The organism is Streptomyces sp. CBMA291 (assembly GCF_014596525.1).
Lineage (GTDB): Bacteria > Actinomycetota > Actinomycetes > Streptomycetales > Streptomycetaceae > Streptomyces.
This window is the reverse complement of record NZ_MSJP01000097.1, coordinates 1-17088: the sequence shown is the minus strand read 5'-3', so window position 1 is coordinate 17088 and position 17088 is coordinate 1. Positions and strand designations below refer to the sequence as shown.

The window sequence follows — 17088 nt, the reverse complement described above, 5'->3', positions numbered from 1 at the left end:
CCCACGTGCGATTGCGCGCGTGGGCCCGTTCGTTATGAATCGGCACCTCGCAAGCCCTTACATACCGGTCCCCGGACGCTTAGTCTGATCGCGGCTCGAAGGTTACTCGCCAGTTAGTTACGAACCGCCAGAAGGCACCGCCGCCGCCCGGAGGACGTCGTGAGCGACACACAGACCCAGATCCAGAACCGTCCGCCCTCGGTGGCGACGCTCTTCCTTGAGCGCGTCGAGCGGACCCCGGACGCGGAGGCGTACCGCTACCCGGTGCGCGCCGCCTCGGGAAGCGGACCGGACGACTGGAAGTCGCTCACCTGGAGCCAGGCCGCCGAGCGGGTCTACGCCATCGCCGCCGGTCTCGTCGACCTCGGCGTCCGGCCCGAGGAGCGGGTCGCCCTGGCCTCCTCCACCCGCGTCGAATGGATCCTCGCCGACCTCGGCGTGATGTGCGCGGGCGCCGCCACCACCACGGTCTACCCGCAGACCAACGCCGACGAGTCGGCGTTCATCCTCTCCGACTCCGAGTCCCGGGTCCTCATCGCCGAGGACGCGGCCCAGCTCGCCAAGGCCGTGGCGCGCCGCGCGGACCTGCCGCACCTGCACCACGTGGTCGTCGTCGACGCCACCGGAGTGGAGACCGACGACGACTGGGTCCTGACCCTCGCCGACCTGGAGGCGCGCGGTGCGGCCTATCTGGAGAAGCACCCGGAGGCCGTGAAGGAGCGGATCGGGGAGATCACCGCCGACCAGCTCGCCACCCTCATCTACACCTCCGGCACCACGGGCCGCCCTAAGGGCGTCCGTCTCCCGCACGACAACTGGTCGTACATGGCCAAGGCCATCGCCGCCACCGGCCTCCTCACCGGGGACGACGTGCAGTACCTCTGGCTGCCGCTCGCGCATGTCTTCGGCAAGGTCCTCACCTCAGGACACGTCGAGATCGGGCACGTCACGGCCGTCGACGGCCGCGTCGACAAGATCATCGAGAATCTGCCGGTGGTCCGGCCGACCTACATGGCCGCCGTGCCCCGCATCTTCGAGAAGGTCTACAACGGCGTCGCCGCCAAGGCCCGTGCCGGGGGCGGTGCCAAGTACAAGATCTTCCAGTGGGCCGCCGGGGTCTCCCGCGAGTACGCCAAGGCCACCCAGGACAGCTTCCGCCGCACCGGCAGCGCCACCGCGCCCTTCGGCCTCACCGCCAAGCACAAGGTCGCCGACGCCCTCGTCTACGCCAAGATCCGCGAGGCCTTCGGCGGCAACCTGCGCGCCTGCATCTCCGGCTCCGCCGCCCTCGCCCCCGAGATCGGCTACTTCTTCGCCGGAGCGGGCATCCACATCCTGGAGGGGTACGGCCTCACCGAGTCCTCCGCCGCCTCCTTCGTGAACCCGGGCGAGGCCTACCGCACCGGCACCGTCGGCAAGCCGCTCCCCGGCACCGAGGTCCGCATCGCCGACGACGGCGAGATCCTGCTGCGCGGCCCCGGCATCATGCAGGGCTACCACGGGCTGCCCGAGAAGACGGCCGAGGTCCTGGAGTCGGACGGCTGGTTCCACACCGGGGACATCGGCGAGCTGTCCGCCGACGGCTATCTGCGGATCACCGACCGCAAGAAGGACCTGATCAAGACGTCCGGCGGCAAGTACATCGCGCCCGCCGAGGTCGAAGGCCAGTTCAAGGCCGTCTGCCCGTACGTCTCGAACATCCTGGTGCACGGCGCCGACCGCAACTACTGCACCGCGCTGATCGCCCTCGACGAACCCGCCCTCCTGGCCTGGGCCGCCGAGCAGGGCCTCGCGGGCCGCTCGTACGCCGAGATCGTCGCCGCCCCGGGGACCGTGGAGATGGTCCAGGGATACGTCGACCAGCTGAACGAGGGCCTCCAGCGCTGGCAGACGATCAAGAAGTTCCGGCTGCTGCCGCGCGACCTCGACATCGAGAACGGCGAGCTGACGCCCTCGCTGAAGCTGAAGCGGCCGGTGGTGGAGCGCGCGTACAAGGGCCTCATCGACGAGATGTACGCAGGCGCCCGAGAGGCCTGACCTGGGAGGATGCCCGGGGCGCCGGTCCGGCGCCAGGTTTTCCACAGGCATCCGTCCACAGGCGGGCGCCCACGTCGGGCGGTACGGGACAATGGGGCCATGCCTTCCGTACTGCCCGATGGTGAGACCGTTCCCGACGACGGGGCGCTGCCCGCCCACGCCCTGGCCGGGTCCGGGGATCGGCCGCTCGGGTTCTATCTGCACGTGCCGTACTGCGCGACCCGTTGCGGCTACTGCGACTTCAACACCTACACGGCGAGCGAGCTGCGCGGCACCGGGGGAGTGCTCGCCTCCCGGGACAACTACGCCGAGCAGGTCGTCGAGGAGATACGACTGGCCCGGAAGGTGCTCGGCGACGACCCGCGCCCGGTGCGGACCGTCTTCGTCGGCGGCGGCACGCCCACCCTGCTCGCCGCCGGGGACCTCGTCCGGATGCTCGGGGCGGTCAAGGACGAATTCGGGCTCGCCGACGACGCCGAGGTGACGACCGAGGCCAACCCGGAGTCGGTCGGCCCCGCCTACCTCGCGGAGCTGCGCGAGGGCGGCTTCAACCGGATCTCCTTCGGGATGCAGAGCGCCCGGCAGCACGTCCTGAGGATCCTCGACCGCACCCACACCCCCGGACGGCCCGAGGCCTGTGTCGCCGAGGCGCGCGCCGCCGGATTCGACCACGTCAACCTGGACCTGATCTACGGCACGCCCGGCGAGTCCGACGACGACTGGCGGGCCTCCCTGGACGCGGCCATCGGCGCCGGACCCGACCACGTCAGCGCATACGCCCTGATCGTCGAGGAGGGCACCCAGCTCGCCCGGCGCATCCGGCGCGGCGAAGTGCCCATGACCGACGACGACGTGCACGCCGACCGGTACCTGATCACCGAGGACGTCCTCTCCGGAGCCGGATTCGAGTGGTACGAGGTGTCCAACTGGGCCACCTCGGAGGCCGGGCGCTGCCTCCACAACGAGCTGTACTGGCGCGGCGCCGACTGGTGGGGCGCGGGTCCCGGCGCCCACAGCCACGTGGGCGGCGTCCGCTGGTGGAACGTGAAGCATCCGGGGACGTACGCCGCCGCCCTCGCCGCAGGGAAGACGCCGGGGGCCGGCCGCGAGCTGCTCTCCGACGAGGACCGGAGGGTGGAGCGGATCCTGCTGGAACTGCGCCTCAGAGAGGGCGTCGAGCTGTCCCTCCTGAAGCCCGCCGGGCTCGCCGCCTCCCGGAAGGCCCTGGAGGACGGCCTGCTCGCACCCGACTCCTACGCGGACGGCCGCGCGGTCCTCACCCTGCGCGGCCGTCTGCTCGCCGACGCGGTGGTGCGGGACCTGGTGGACTAGGCCGTCGGATCTTGCCTGGCCCGCGCCGCCCGGCACCGCACCTCGCCGCGTCTCCCGGGCCCCGCCGGGCCCGGGGCGCGGCCGGTGGCTCAGGGCGTCGGCAGGGCCCGGAAGCAGACGTCGCCCATCGCCGGGTTCTGGGAGGAAAGGATCTCGTCCATCACCGCGCCGGTGAGCGGACCGACGATGCCGTCCGCGTAGCCGTCACCGAGCTTCCAGCGCTGGAGGGCCACCACGCCCCGGGTGGTCTGCGGGCCCCAGATGCCGTCCTCCGCGAGCTTGACCGGGTAGGCGTTGGCCCAGTTCACCGCCCGCTGCGCGCACTCCACGCCCAGGCCCTGGCTGCCGTACGAGAGGTAGGGGGCGCCTCTGACGGCGCCCGCGGGGCCCGCGAGGCACAGCAGGGCGACGGAGGCGGCCGACACGGAGAGCGCCGCTCTCTTGAACACGGGACGGGAGAACACGGTTTCCTCCAGGAATCAGGAAGGGGCTCGGGTGATCGTTTCGTCACACTGGCACGTACTTCCCCGCCCCGGCATGGCTCCGGCGTCCCGTGACGCAGTCCCGGCACGTCCCAGGACGTCCCAGGACGTCCCGGGATAACTCGTCCGGTCAAGTCCGGTCAGGTCCGGTCGGTCCGGGTCCGCCGCCCTACGGCGCCGTCACGAAGTCGATCAGTTCCTCCACCCGGCCGAGCAGTTCCGGTTCCAGGTCCTTGTAGGAGGTGACCCGGGAGAGGATGTGCTGCCAGGCGGCGCCCGTGTTCTCCGGCCAGCCGAGGGCGCGGCACACGCCGGTCTTCCAGTCCTGGCCGCGCGGGACGGCGGGCCAGGCGCGGATGCCGACGGAGGAGGGCTTCACCGCCTCCCAGACGTCGATGTACGGATGGCCGACGACCAGGACGTCCGGCGAGGTCACCCGGGCCGCGATCCGCGACTCCTTCGAGCCGGGCACCAGATGGTCGACGAGGACGCCCAGCCGGGCGTCCGGCGCCGGGGCGAACCCGGCGACGATCGACGGCAGGTCGTCGACGCCCTCCAGGTACTCCACGACCACGCCTTCGATCCGCAGGTCGTCGCCCCAGACCCGCTCGACCAGCTCGGCGTCGTGCCGGCCCTCCACGTAGATCCGGCCCGCCCGCGCCACGCGCGCGCGTGCCTCCGGCACGGCGACCGAGCCGGAGGCCGTACGGGTGGGCCGGGACGGGCCCGGCGCGGTGGGGCGGACCAGGGTCACCACCCGGCCCTCCAGGAGGAAGCCGCGCGGGTCGAGCGGGAACACCCGGTGCTTGCCGAAGCGGTCCTCCAGGGTGACCGTGCCCGCCTCGCAGCGGATCACCGCCCCGCAGAAGCCGGTGGTGACCTCCTCGACGACGAGGTCCCGGTCCGCCGGGACCTCGGGGACGGGGGCCGACTTCTTCCAAGCGGGCGTCAGGTCCGGGTTGTAGCTGCGCATTCGGGCGACGTTAGGCGACGGAGAAGCGCCGTGCCAGTTCCTCGCGCTGGCGTCGTACGAACGTGGCGTCCACCACCGCCCCGTGCCCCGGCACGTACAGCGCGTCCTCCCCGCCGAGGGCGAGCAGCCGGTCGAGCGCGTCCGGCCAGCGCGCCGGGATCGCGTCCGGGCCCGCCTGCGGCTCGCCCGACTCCTCGACCAGATCGCCGCAGAAGACCACCTCCCGCTCGCCGGGCACCAGAAGCACCAGGTCGTGACCGGTGTGGCCGGGGCCGACGTTCGCCAGGAGGACCTGCCGGCCGCCCAGGTCGAGCGTCCGTTCGCCGCTGACCAGGTGCCGGGGGGCGACCAGGACGTCCGCCGCCTCCGCCGCCGCCGAGGCGTCGAGCCCGTGCCGCACCGCGTCCGCGCGCAGTGCCTCCCGGTCCCGGGGGCGGGAGAGCAGCCCGTCCGTGCCGACCGCCCCGAAGACCTCGGCGCCCGCGAACGCCGCCGTGCCGAAGACATGGTCGAAGTGCGGGTGACCCAGTGCGATGTGCGTCACTCCGCGCCCGCCGGTGAGGCCCGTGACCTGGGTGCGCAGAGTGACGCCCTCGGCGAGCGAGGAGCCGGTGTCGTACAGGAGCACCGCCCGTTCCCCCAGTACCAGACCGACCGTGGCGTCCCAGCCGGGGAGCCGTCGCCGGCCCACTCCGTCCGCGAGACGCTCCCATCCGTACGCTTCCCAATCCACGTCCATGCCGCGACGCTAGCCGGTGGGCGCGCCGCCTCCTTGCCAGGAGCGACGCCCCCCGCCGTACACTGGCCGGGGATCGCTGGCACTCGGACAGGGTGAGTGCCAAAAGCGGAGCAACCGTAACGACGGCGACAGCAGGAGGTGCGCACGATGCTCAGCGAACGCAGACTCGAGGTGTTGCGCGCCATCGTCCAGGACTACGTCGGGACGGAGGAGCCCGTCGGCTCCAAGGCGCTCACCGAGCGGCACAAGCTCGGCGTGTCACCGGCCACCGTGCGCAACGACATGGCGGTCCTGGAGGACGAGGGGTACATCGCCCAGCCGCACACCAGTGCGGGCCGCATCCCCACCGACAAGGGGTACCGCCTCTTCGTCGACCGGCTGGCCGGCGTCAAGCCGCTCTCGACGCCCGAGCGCCGTGCCATCCACAACTTCCTCGACGGCGCGGTCGACCTGGACGACGTCGTCGGCCGTACGGTCCGGCTGCTCGCCCAGCTGACCCGTCAGGTCGCCGTCGTCCAGTACCCCTCGCTGACCCGTTCGACCGTCCGGCACGTGGAGCTGCTCTCGCTGGCCCCCGCGCGCCTGATGCTGGTGCTCATCACCGACACCGGACGGGTCGAGCAGCGGGTCGTGGACTGCCCCGCGCCCTTCGGCGAGACCTCGCTCGCCGATCTGCGGGCCCGGCTCAACAGCCGGGTCGTCGGCCGCCGGTTCGCCGACGTGCCGCAGCTGGTGCAGGACCTCCCCGAGTCCTTCGAGGAGGCCGAGGACCGGGCGACGGTCTCGACCGTGCTCGCGACGCTCCTCGAAAGCCTGGTCGAGGAGCACGAGGAGCGGCTGATGATCGGCGGCACCGCCAATCTCACCCGCTTCGGACACGACTTTCCCCTGATGATCAGGCCGGTGCTCGAAGCACTTGAGGAGCAGGTCGTGCTCCTCAAGCTGCTCGGCGAGGCCAAGGAATCGGGCATGACCGTACGCATCGGGCACGAGAACGCCCACGAGGGGCTCAGCTCCACGTCCGTCGTCTCGGTCGGCTACGGTTCGGGCGGCGAGGCAGTCGCCAAACTCGGCGTGGTCGGACCGACCCGCATGGACTACCCCGGAACGATGGGAGCGGTACGCGCAGTGGCACGTTACGTCGGACAGATCCTGGCGGAGTCGTAAGTGGCCACGGACTACTACGCCGTACTCGGCGTGCGCCGCGACGCGTCCCAGGACGAGATCAAGAAGGCCTTCCGGAGGCTCGCCCGCGAGCTGCACCCGGATGTCAATCCCGATCCGAAGACGCAGGAACGCTTCAAGGAGATCAACGCCGCCTACGAGGTCCTCTCGGACCCGCAGAAGAAGCAGGTCTACGACCTCGGCGGCGACCCGCTCTCGGCCTCCGGCGGAGGCGGCGCGGGCGGCTTCGGAGCCGGTGGCTTCGGCAACTTCTCCGACATCATGGACGCCTTCTTCGGCACGGCTTCGCAGCGCGGACCGCGCTCGCGGACCCGCCGCGGCCAGGACGCCATGATCCGGCTGGAGATCGACCTCAACGAGGCGGCCTTCGGCACCACCAAGGACATCCAGGTCGACACGGCGGTCGTCTGCACGACCTGCTCCGGCGAAGGCGCCGCGCCCGGCACCTCCGCGCAGACCTGTGACATGTGCCGCGGCCGCGGCGAGGTCTCCCAGGTCACCCGGTCCTTCCTGGGCCAGGTCATGACCTCCCGGCCCTGCCCGCAGTGCCAGGGCTTCGGCACCGTCGTCCCGACCCCGTGCCCCGAGTGCGCGGGCGACGGCCGGGTCCGCTCCCGCCGCACCCTCACCGTCAAGATCCCGGCCGGTGTCGACAACGGCACCCGGATCCAGCTGGCGGGCGAGGGCGAGGTGGGCCCCGGCGGCGGCCCCGCAGGCGACCTCTACGTCGAGATCCACGAGACGCCGCACGAGACCTTCCAGCGCAGGGGCGACGACCTGCACTGCACGGTCACCATCCCGATGACGGCGGGCGCGCTCGGCACCAAGGTGCCGTTGCAGACCCTCGACGGAATCGAGGAGGTCGACATCCGGCCCGGCACCCAGTCCGGCCAGTCGATCCCGCTGCACGGGCGCGGCATCACCCATCTGCGGGGCAACGGGCGCGGCGACCTCATCGTGCACGTCGAGGTGCAGACCCCCGGCAAGCTCGACGCGGAGCAGGAACGGCTCCTGCGCGAGCTGGCCAAGCTGCGCGGCGAGGAGCGGCCGACCGGCCAGTTCCAGCCGGGCCAGCAGGGCCTGTTCTCCCGCCTGAAGGACGCGTTCAACGGCCGGTAGACACTCCGGCCGTACGGGCTTGTCGTACGGCAAGGGCTGTTACGGCTGTTACGGCTGTTTCGTACGGTGAGGGGCGGCACCCGGGGGACCGGGGGCCGCCCCTCACCGCGTGTCCGGGCCCTGTCTGTGCCCCGTCCGGGCGGCGTGCGGGCGGGTCCAGGGGCGCGCGGGCGTGCCCCGGCGCGACCCGGTGACACGCGTACTCCCCCATACCCGGCCCGATCCCACCACTCGGCGCGATCCCGGCCTCGCGGCCCCGCCGGAACCCCTCGTTTGGATTCGGCAGGGGAGCAGGGGCATGACACGATGCCCATATGTCCACCACGTCACTGAACGATCTCTCTCGGTACCCGATCGTGCAGGCACCCATGGCCGGTGGCGCCTCCTGTCCCGAACTCGCGGGGGCCGTCTGCGAGGCCGGCGCCCTCGGATTCCTGGCCGGCGGGCTCAAGACGGCCGGAAGCCTCTACCAGGAGATCAAGCGGGTGCGCCGGATGACCGCCCGCCCCTTCGGCGTCAACCTCTTCATGCCGGCGTCCGCCCGGCCCGCCGACCCCGCCGCCGTCGAGGTCTACCGACACCAGCTCGCCGGCGAGATCACCTGGTACGAGACCCCGCTCGGCGACGCCGACGACATCCGTGACGACGCCTACGACGCCAAACTGGCCATCCTCCTGGAGGACCCGGTCCCCGTCGTCTCCTTCACCTTCGGCTGCCCCACCCCCGAGGCCCTCGCCTCCCTCGCCCGCGCCGGGACCTACACGATCGTCACCGTCACCTCCGCCGAGGAGGCGCTCACCGCCCGGCAGGCCGGCGCCGACGCCGTCTGCGTCCAGGGCATCGAGGCCGGCGGACACCAGGGCACCTTCCGTGACGACCCGGCCGACGACGACACCCGGGGCACCGGACTGCTCACCCTGCTCACCCAGGTCCGCGACAGCGTCCCCCTGCCGATCGTCGCCGCGGGCGGCATCATGCGGGGCGCGCAGATCGCCGCCGTCCTCGCCGCCGGGGCCGACGCCGCCCAGCTCGGCACCGCCTTCCTGCCCTGCCCCGAGTCCGGCGCGCTCCCGCTCCACAAGGCCGCCCTGACCGACCCGCTGTTCACCAGGACCGCACTCACCCGGGCCTTCAGCGGGCGCCAGGCACGCGGTCTGGTCAACCGCTTCCTGCGCGAGCACGGGCCGTACGCCCCCGCCGCCTACCCCGAGGTCCAGCACCTCACCGCCCCGCTCCGCAAGGCCGCCGCGAACGCGGGCGACGCCCAGGGACTGGCCCTCTGGGCCGGTCAGGGCCACCGTCTCGCCCGCGACCTGCCCGCCGGGCAGCTGGTCGGGGTCTTCGCCGCCGAACTCGACACCGCACTCGCCCAGCAGGCCCCCAGGAGCACCACATGACCGCACCCGTCTTCGTCGTCGAGGCCGTTCCCGGTCCCGGGAGCTTCCTCCTCGACGGCCCCGAGGGGCGGCACGCCGTCTCCGTGAAGCGGCTCCGGGAGGGCGAGGAACTCGTCCTCGCCGACGGGCGGGGCCGCTGGGCCGCCTGTGTGGTCCTCGCCGCCGAGGACCGCGACCGGCTCACCGTGCGCGTCGAGGAGGTCCACGAGGACCCCGAGGAGCAGCCGCGCGTCACCGTCGTCCAGGCGCTCCCCAAGGGCGACCGGGGCGAACTCGCCGTCGAGACCATGACGGAGACCGGCACGGACGCGATCGTGCCGTGGGCCGCCTCCCGCTGCATCACCCAGTGGAAGGGCGACCGGGGCCTCAAGGCGCTCGCCAAGTGGCGCTCCACGGCGCGCGAGGCCGGGAAGCAGTCGCGGCGTACGCGGTTCCCCGAGGTCGCCGACGCGATGACGACCAAGCAGGTCGCCGCGCTCCTCGCGGAGGCCGACTTCGCGGCCGTCCTGCACGAGGACCGGGACCACCCCAGCGGCGCGCTCGCCACCGCGGAACTCCCCGAGAAGGGCTCGATCGTGCTGGTCGTCGGCCCGGAGGGCGGTGTCTCCCCGGAGGAACTCGCCGTCTTCGAGGCGGCCGGGGCGAAGCCGTACCGCCTGGGCCGCAGCGTCCTGCGCACCTCCACGGCGGGCACGGCGGCCACGGCCCTGATCCTGGGCCGCACGGGCCGCTGGAGCTAGGGAGCATCCGGGGCGGGCCCGACCACCCGGGGGCGGGCCCAACCAGCCGGGGGCGGGTCTGACCACTTGGGGTCCCCGACCACCATGGGCGGGCCTGACCGTCCGGGGTGCCTGACCATACGGACGGGTCCGACCACCCGTGGTGCCTGACCACACGGACGGGCCCGACCACCCGGGGCGAGCCCGACCTGGGGTGCCTGACCACCCGAGGTCCCCGACCACCACGGGCAAGCCCGACCACCACGGACGGGCCCGACCGGTCACCAGCCCGTCCCTCCGGCCGAGGCCGGGACCGGGGCGGGGGCGGGGCCCGACCGGTCACCGGGCCCGCCCCAGCTGCCGGGAACGACCTCCCGGTGGACAACGGGCCACCCTCCTTTTCTAGGCTGACCCGTATGGCCGACGACTCACCCCTGATCCGCAGTCTGCGCGCCGCCGTCGCCGCCGCGCCCGAGGACGTACCCCTGCGCCTCCACTTCGCCGAACTGCTCCTCGCCGAGGGACGGAACGACGAGGCCGTCGCGGAGGCAGCCGCCGCGCTCCAGCACGCGCCGGGGGACGCCGACGCCCGCGCCCTGATGGTCCGCGCCATGGGCCTGCCCCCGGCAACCGCGCCCACCCCGCCCCCGAACCCCGGCACCACCCCCGTACCGCCCACGGCCCCCGGCGCCGACGCAGGCCCCATCGCCCCCGGCGTCGACACGGGCCCCACGGCCCCGGCCGCCGATACGGCCCCCACGGCCCCCGCCGCCGACGCACCCCCCGCCTTCGACTGGGACGCCGCCGAGCAGCAGGTGCGGGATGTCGTCGGGCCCCGGTTCGTCGAGGAGCCGCAGGCCGAGGGCGGGGACGGGGCCGGCGGTGCCTGGGACGTCGACGCGCCCGGCACCGTCCGGCTCGCCGACGTCGGCGGCATGGACGAGGTCAAGGAACGCCTGGAGGCCGCCTTCCTCGCCCCCATGCGCAACCCCGAACTGCGCAGGCTGTACGGCAAGTCGCTCCGCGGCGGCCTGCTGCTCTACGGCCCGCCCGGCTGCGGCAAGACGTTCATCGCGCGGGCCGTCGCGGGCGAACTGGGCGCCAACTTCCTCACCGTCTCGCTCTCCGACGTCCTCGACATGTGGATCGGCGCCTCCGAGAAGAACGTCCACGACATCTTCGAGACCGCCCGCCGCCAGGCCCCCTGCGTGGTCTTCCTCGACGAGCTGGACGCCCTCGGAGCCAAGCGTTCCCGCACCCACCACAGCGGGCTGCGCAACGTCGTCAACCAGCTCCTCACCGAACTCGACGGCATCGCGAGCGGCGCGGGCAACGAAGGCGTCTTCGTGCTCGCCGCCACCAACGTGCCCTGGGACGTGGACATCGCGCTGCGCCGCCCCGGCCGCCTCGACCGCACCCTGCTCGTGCTCCCGCCGGACGCCACCGCCCGCGAGGCGATCCTCCGCTACCACCTGCGCGAGCGCCCCATCGAGGCCGTCGACCTCGGCAAGCTCGTCAAGGCCACCGAGGACTTCTCCGGCGCCGACCTCGCCCACGTCTGCGAATCGGCGGCCGAGGCGGCACTCCTCGACTCCGCCCGCAGCGGCTCCGTACGCCTCATCGGCACCAAGGACCTGCTGGGCGCGGCCAAGCAGATCAAGCCGTCCACGGAGCCCTGGTTCGCCTCCGCCAGGAACGTCGCCATGTTCGCCAACGAGGGCGGTCTGTACGACGACCTCCTCGCCCATCTGAAGCGGAAGCGCAAGCTGTGACCACCCCGTCCGCGCTGCTGCGGGCCGAGGCCCTCTACGACACCGGCCGCTTCTCCCAGGCCGGGGAACTCGTCGCCCGGCACCTCGCCACGGACCCGGAGGACGCCGAGGCCCTCGTCCTGCTCGCCCGCTGCCTCCACCGGGAGGGCGACGACCGGGCAGCCCTGGACGCCGTCGAGCGGGCGCTGCGGGCCCGGCCCGAGCTGCTCATGGCCTGGCTGATGCGCGTCCAGGTCCTGATGGGCCTCAAGCGCTACCCGGAGGCCGAGGCCGCCGCCCGGCACGCCGTCGGGCTCGGCCCCCAGCACTGGGGCACCCACTACGCCCTCGGCACGGTCCTCTCCCAGTCCGTACGGGCGGAGCGGACCGCCGAGGCGTACGAGGCGGCGCGGACCGCCGTGAGCCTCGCCCCCGAGGAGGACGCGGCCCACTTCCTGGTGGGGCTCGCCGCCCAGCGCCGGGGCGACCACGCCACCGCCCGGCGCGCGTACGAGACGACCCTGCGGCTCAACCCGCAGAGCAGCGAGGCCCACAACAACCTGTCGCTGCTGCGGCTGCGACGGCACCGCTTCCGCTCCGGCGAGTGGACCCGGGCCGCCGAGGGCTTCGTCGCCTCCGCCGCCCTCGACCTGCACGACCGCAAGGCCCGCTACAACCTGGAGGCCATGGCCTGGAACACGGTGGCGGGGGCCCGCTGGGTGGCCCTGCTCGGCTTCGTCGTCTCCACGGTCGCGGCCGGCGGCGTCCGCGGTGGCCTCACCGGAGCCGAGGCCGTCGTACCGCTGGTGACCGGCGCGCTCGTCCTCCTCGGCGCCTGGGGCGGCTGGGCGCTGTGGATGAACCGCCGGGTGCCGCCCCGGCTGCGCCGCCCGCTGTTCCTGGTGGCGCGCTCCTGCCGCCCGGTGATCGCGATGGCGGTCGCGGTCGGGCTGCTCGGGCTCTACTCGGTGGCGACCCTCGCCCTGTGGTCCTTCGGCACGGGCCTGACCCTCGGCCTCGGCACCCCGCTGTTCTGGGCCGTGCTCATCACGTACTGGGTCAGCCGCTCGGCCCTGAACCGGCGCGCTCCCAAGGACTGACGGGCGGCGCGACCGGGTGGACGGCGGCCGATAGCATGCGGGGGTAGCGACCGACGAGGCGAGGAGAAGCGGGGCCATGGCCGGAGAGCCGCAGGGCGACTGCCTGTTCTGCAAGATCGTGGCGGGCGAGGTGCCCGCGACGATCGTCCGCGAGACGGAGACCACCGTCGCGTTCCGCGACATCAACCCGCAGGCGCCCGTGCACGTCCTGGTGATCCCGCGCCTCCACCACCCGGATGCCGCGTCGCTCGCCGCCGCCGCGCCGGAGGTCGCCGCCGACGTGCTGCGCGAGGCGGGCGAGGTCGCCGCCCAGGAGAAGGTGGACGAGACCGGCTACCGGATCGTCCTCAACACCGGCTCCGGCGCGGGCCAGACCGTCTTCCACGCCCACGCGCACGTCCTCGGCGGCCGAGGCCTGAACTGGCCCCCCGGATAGTCCGTGTCCGTACGCGAACTCGTCGTGCTCGGGACCGCCAGCCAGGTCCCGACCCGGCACCGCAACCACAACGGCTATCTGCTGCGCTGGGACGGCGGCGGCATCCTCTTCGACCCGGGCGAGGGCACCCAGCGCCAGATGCTGCGGGCCGGGGTCGCGGTGCACGACCTGGACCGGATCTGCGTCACGCACTTCCACGGCGACCACTCCCTCGGGCTCGCCGGGGTGATCCAGCGGATCAACCTCGACCGGGTGCCGCACCCGGTCACCGCGCACTACCCGGCGAGCGGCCGGCACTTCTTCGAGCGGCTGCGGTACGCCACGGCGTACCACGAGACCGTGGAGCTGGTGGAGGCGCCGGTCGAGGCCGAAGGACCGCTGGCCGTCACCGACGCGTACACCCTGGACGCCCACCGGCTCTCGCACCCCGTCGAGTCCTACGGCTACCGCCTCACCGAGCCCGACGGGCGCAGGCTGCTGCCCGAGCGGCTCGCCGCGCACGGCATCAAGGGCCCCGACGTGGGCCGTATCCAGCGTGAGGGGTCCCTCGGCGGGGTCTCCTTCGAGGAGGTCAGCGAGGTCCGGCGGGGCCAGCGCTTCGCCTTCGTCATGGACACCCGGCTCTGCGACGGCGTCCACGCCCTCGCCGAAGGCGCCGATCTGCTGGTCATCGAGTCGACCTTCCTCGACGAGGACGTCCGGCTCGCCACCGACCACGGCCATCTGACGGCCGGACAGGCCGCAGCCGTCGCCCGCGAGGCGGGGGTGCGGCACCTCGTGCTGACCCACTTCTCGCAGCGCTACTCCGACCCCGGGGAGTTCGAGCGCCAGGCGCGGGCGGCGGGCTTCGACGGCGAACTGAGCATTGCCCAGGACCTCATGAGGGTCCCCGTACCGAAACGACTGTGAACATGCCCGTACCCAAGGCCGAACTGCACCTCCACATCGAAGGCACCCTCGAACCCGAACTCGCCTTCGCCCTCGCCGCGCGCAACGGCGTCACCCTGCCGTACGCGGACACCGACGCCCTGCGCGAGGCGTACCGCTTCAGCGACCTCCAGTCCTTCCTGGACCTCTACTACGGTCTGATGGCGGTCCTGCGGACGGCCGAGGACTTCACCGCGCTCGCCGACGCCTATCTGGAGCGGGCCGCCGCGCAGGGCGTGCGGCACGCCGAGATCTTCTTCGACCCGCAGGCGCACACCGCGCGCGGTGTCCCCTTCGGCACCGTGGTGGAGGGCCTCGGCGCCTCCCTGGACCGCTCCGAGGAGCGGTTCGGCGTCTCGACCCGGCTCATCATGTGCTTCCTGCGCGACGAGTCCGCCGCGTCGGCGCTCGCCACCCTGGAGGAGGCGAAGCCGTACCTGGACCGGATCACCGGCGTCGGCCTGGACTCGGCGGAGGTCGGCCACCCGCCGGCCAAGTTCCGCGAGGTCTACGAGGCGGCCGGGGCGCTCGGTCTGCGCAAGGTCGCCCACGCGGGCGAGGAGGGCCCGGCGGCGTACGTCCGCGAGGCGCTCGACGTCCTCGGCGTGGAGCGGATCGACCACGGTCTGCGCTGCATGGAGGACCCGGAGCTGGTCGGCAGGCTCGCCGACGAGCGGGTGCCGCTCACCCTCTGCCCCCTGTCGAACGTGCGGCTGCGGGTCATCGACACCCTCGCCGACCACCCGCTGCGGGCCATGATGGACGCGGGGCTGCTGGTCACGGTGAACTCCGACGACCCGGCGTACTTCGGCGGCTACGCGGGCGACAACTTCGACGGCGTCCGCGACGCCCTCGGCCTCGCCCCGGAGCAACTGCGCGACCTGGCCCGCAACTCCTTCCTCGCCTCCTTCCTGGAGGACGACGAGGAACGGCGCGCACGGTACCTCGCGGAGGTCGAGGCGTACGACTTCGGCGCCTAGGTCGTCTCTTTCGGGTCTTGCCGGGTGGCGCGGGCCAGGCAAGATCCGGAAGAGACGGCCTGGGTACTGTCCGGCAGCCGTCCGGCCCCGGGGCGCGTCCTGCCCCGGGGCCGCTCCCGTACGCGCATGCGACGCACATGTTTCCGTAACCCGGGTTTCCGGGGCGTCGTGCGGGGCGATACTCGGGCGACGGCAGTCGTCCCCGGGGGGAGTGGCACGGTGTCAGAGACGTCGCGTCCCAGGAGGGGTGCCCCGGTCGAACGGGCTTCCGGCGACGGCGCCGACGGCGTCGTCGGGCCGGCCGCCTCCCACCAGCCCCCGCGCTGGGCCTGGTGGGTGGCCGGAGTGGTGGTGCCCCTGGTCGGGGCCCTGGCCACGGCGCTGACCCAGACCCAGCGCGCGGGCACCCCCGGGCCGCCGACCGCGCAGGCCCCGCCGCCCGTCTCGGCCACAGCGGGCACCACCGCGCCGCCCCCGGCCTCCGCCGCCCCGGCCCCCACGACCGTGGACGCGGCACCGTCGGCCCGTACGCCCGCGCCCACGACCGCACCGACACGGGAGCCGACCCCCACCACCGAGGCCCCGGCCCCGCCCTCCGGCGAGCCGCCCGCGCGGGACACCACCCGGCTCGGGGGCGCCGTCCCGCCCCCGACGGGCACGCCGGTACGGATCGTGAACGGCAACAGCGGACTCTGCCTCGCGGTGCCCGGCGCCTCGACCGGGGTCGTCGACCTCGACCAGTTCGGCTGCGGCGACCACCCCGACCACCACTGGCGGCTCACGGCGGCAGGCACGGACGACACGGGCCGGACCCGCTACCGGATCGTCAACGGCAACAGCGGCCACTGCGCGGCCGTCCCCGGCGCGAGCAAGGCCACGGCCGTCCACGTCAACCAGTTCCCCTGCGGCGACTACCCCGACCACTACTGGCGGATCGCCTACGAGAAGCGCGACCCGGACGGGAACCCGCTCTACCGGATCGTCAACGCGAACAGCGGACTCTGCCTCGCCGTCCCCGGCGCGGCCACCTACGAGACCGCCCCGGTCAACCAGTACCCCTGCGGCCCGTACGCGGACCACTTCTGGCGGTTCGAACAGGACTGACCGCGACCGGGCCGGGCGGGCAAGGGCCTCCCCTCAGCCCCGGTCCGAAGGCCGGGCCAGACGGAAGGCCGACTTCGCGATACGGCGCGGAGCCCGCACCGGAACCGGGGCGACCTCCTGCTCCGGGGCGCCCATCTGAGGGACCGTCGGCGGAGTCGCCGCCGCCGTGCCCGCCAGGACGGCCGCCGGGGCGCCGCCCCTGCGCCGCACCGAGCCCGGCACCAGCGGACGGCCCGAGACGTGCCGGGCCACCGCCGTCATCGGCACCGCGACCACGAGCAGCAGCACGCACAGGACCCGGCCCATCCCGGAGTACCCGGCGCTCTCCGAGAGGAGGCTGCCGGTCACCGGGCCGCAGGCCACGCCCAGGGAGGACGCCGAACCGACCAGGACGGCCCAGCGGCCGCGCGGGTCGAGCGAGGCGGCGAGCCCCAGAAGGTAGGAGAGGACCGCCGGGTAGACCGCGTTCCACAGGATCTCTCCGGTCGCGAACGGGACCAGGCTCCCGGCCGCCGAGCTGAGCAGCACACAGCCCGCGATCAGGACCGTGCCCACACCGATCGGCACCGCCCGGCCGAGCCGCGAGCCGAGCGCGCCCGCCGCCGTGACCCCGGCGAGCCCGGCACCGAGCGCCGCCGCGAAGACCGCGCCGACGGTCACCTCGGTGAGCCCCGCCTGGGTCGTCCCGATGCGCCCGCTCACCCCCCACAGCGCGTTCTGCGCGAGGGACCAGCACAGGATGCCCGAGGCCAGCGCGATCCCGGCCGCCCGGCGGGGGAGCGGGCCCGTCGGCGCCTCCCCGTGCGG

General features: G+C 73.5%; 15 protein-coding genes and 1 pseudogene. 12 read left to right on the top strand and 4 right to left on the bottom strand.

All coding sequences use genetic code 11. From position 1 onward, the window contains the following. The first annotated feature begins 159 nt into the window (after positions 1 to 159). On the top strand, positions 160 to 2037 hold the full coding sequence (locus BU197_RS23290) for an AMP-dependent synthetase/ligase (RefSeq protein WP_188270268.1): 1878 nt from the start codon (positions 160 to 162) through the stop codon (positions 2035 to 2037). Positions 2038 to 2136: 99 nt separating this feature from the next. Then, positions 2137 to 3369, top strand: a complete 1233-nt coding sequence (hemW, locus tag BU197_RS23285; protein ID WP_188270267.1) for a radical SAM family heme chaperone HemW — start codon at positions 2137 to 2139, stop codon at positions 3367 to 3369. An 89-nt stretch (positions 3370 to 3458) separates the two neighbouring features. Here hemW and BU197_RS23280 read toward each other — a convergent pair whose 3' ends face one another. The 3 genes from BU197_RS23280 to BU197_RS23270 form a co-directional block, all read right to left on the bottom strand. After that, positions 3459 to 3833, bottom strand: coding sequence for a peptidoglycan-binding domain-containing protein (locus BU197_RS23280; RefSeq protein ID WP_188270266.1), 375 nt, complete (start codon positions 3831 to 3833; stop codon positions 3459 to 3461). A 187-nt stretch (positions 3834 to 4020) separates the two neighbouring features. Continuing rightward, entirely contained in the window at positions 4021 to 4824 is an 804-nt protein-coding gene (locus BU197_RS23275; protein ID WP_188270265.1) for a DUF3097 domain-containing protein, read from the bottom strand. A gap of 10 nt (positions 4825 to 4834) precedes the next feature. After that, positions 4835 to 5563 carry an MBL fold metallo-hydrolase gene (locus BU197_RS23270; protein WP_188270264.1) on the bottom strand — a complete coding sequence of 243 codons (729 nt, stop codon included), beginning with the start codon at positions 5561 to 5563 and terminating at the stop codon, positions 4835 to 4837. Between the two features lie 147 nt (positions 5564 to 5710). Between BU197_RS23270 and hrcA the strand changes: the two genes are divergently transcribed. From hrcA to BU197_RS23220, 10 genes are all read left to right on the top strand, one after another. Beyond that, on the top strand, positions 5711 to 6730 hold the full coding sequence (gene hrcA / locus BU197_RS23265; protein WP_188270263.1) for a heat-inducible transcriptional repressor HrcA: 1020 nt from the start codon (positions 5711 to 5713) through the stop codon (positions 6728 to 6730). Then, entirely contained in the window at positions 6731 to 7867 is a 1137-nt protein-coding gene (gene dnaJ / locus BU197_RS23260) for a molecular chaperone DnaJ (RefSeq protein ID WP_188270262.1), read from the top strand. It begins immediately after the preceding gene. 314 nt (positions 7868 to 8181) lie between these two features. Then, positions 8182 to 9264 (top strand): nitronate monooxygenase, encoded by a 1083-nt coding sequence (locus BU197_RS23255; protein WP_188270261.1) that lies wholly within the window; start codon positions 8182 to 8184, stop codon positions 9262 to 9264. Continuing rightward, a complete protein-coding gene (locus BU197_RS23250; RefSeq protein ID WP_188270260.1) occupies positions 9261 to 10004 on the top strand; it encodes a 16S rRNA (uracil(1498)-N(3))-methyltransferase in 744 nt (247 codons plus the stop codon). Before BU197_RS23255 ends, BU197_RS23250 begins: the two co-directional genes overlap by 4 nt. 395 nt (positions 10005 to 10399) lie before the next feature. Then, on the top strand, positions 10400 to 11755 hold the full coding sequence (locus BU197_RS23245; protein ID WP_188270259.1) for a tetratricopeptide repeat protein: 1356 nt from the start codon (positions 10400 to 10402) through the stop codon (positions 11753 to 11755). Then, positions 11752 to 12834, top strand: coding sequence for a tetratricopeptide repeat protein (locus tag BU197_RS23240; protein ID WP_188270258.1), 1083 nt, complete (start codon positions 11752 to 11754; stop codon positions 12832 to 12834). Before BU197_RS23245 ends, BU197_RS23240 begins: the two co-directional genes overlap by 4 nt. Positions 12835 to 12910: 76 nt before the next feature. Further along, positions 12911 to 13270, top strand: a complete 360-nt coding sequence (locus BU197_RS23235) for a histidine triad nucleotide-binding protein (protein ID WP_188270257.1) — start codon at positions 12911 to 12913, stop codon at positions 13268 to 13270. A gap of 3 nt (positions 13271 to 13273) precedes the next feature. Further along, positions 13274 to 14179, top strand: a complete 906-nt coding sequence (locus BU197_RS23230; RefSeq protein WP_188270256.1) for a ribonuclease Z — start codon at positions 13274 to 13276, stop codon at positions 14177 to 14179. Between the two features lie 2 nt (positions 14180 to 14181). Continuing rightward, the gene (locus BU197_RS23225; protein ID WP_188270255.1) at positions 14182 to 15177 is read left to right on the top strand and encodes an adenosine deaminase; all 996 of its coding nucleotides are present in this window, start codon (positions 14182 to 14184) and stop codon (positions 15175 to 15177) included. 219 nt (positions 15178 to 15396) lie between these two features. Beyond that, positions 15397 to 16281 (top strand): RICIN domain-containing protein, encoded by an 885-nt coding sequence (locus tag BU197_RS23220; RefSeq protein WP_188270254.1) that lies wholly within the window; start codon positions 15397 to 15399, stop codon positions 16279 to 16281. Positions 16282 to 16314: 33 nt separating this feature from the next. On the opposite strand, the pseudogene BU197_RS23215 reads toward BU197_RS23220, so the two are convergent. Beyond that, positions 16315 to 17088: pseudogene (locus BU197_RS23215) on the bottom strand (MFS transporter); the annotation flags it as partial.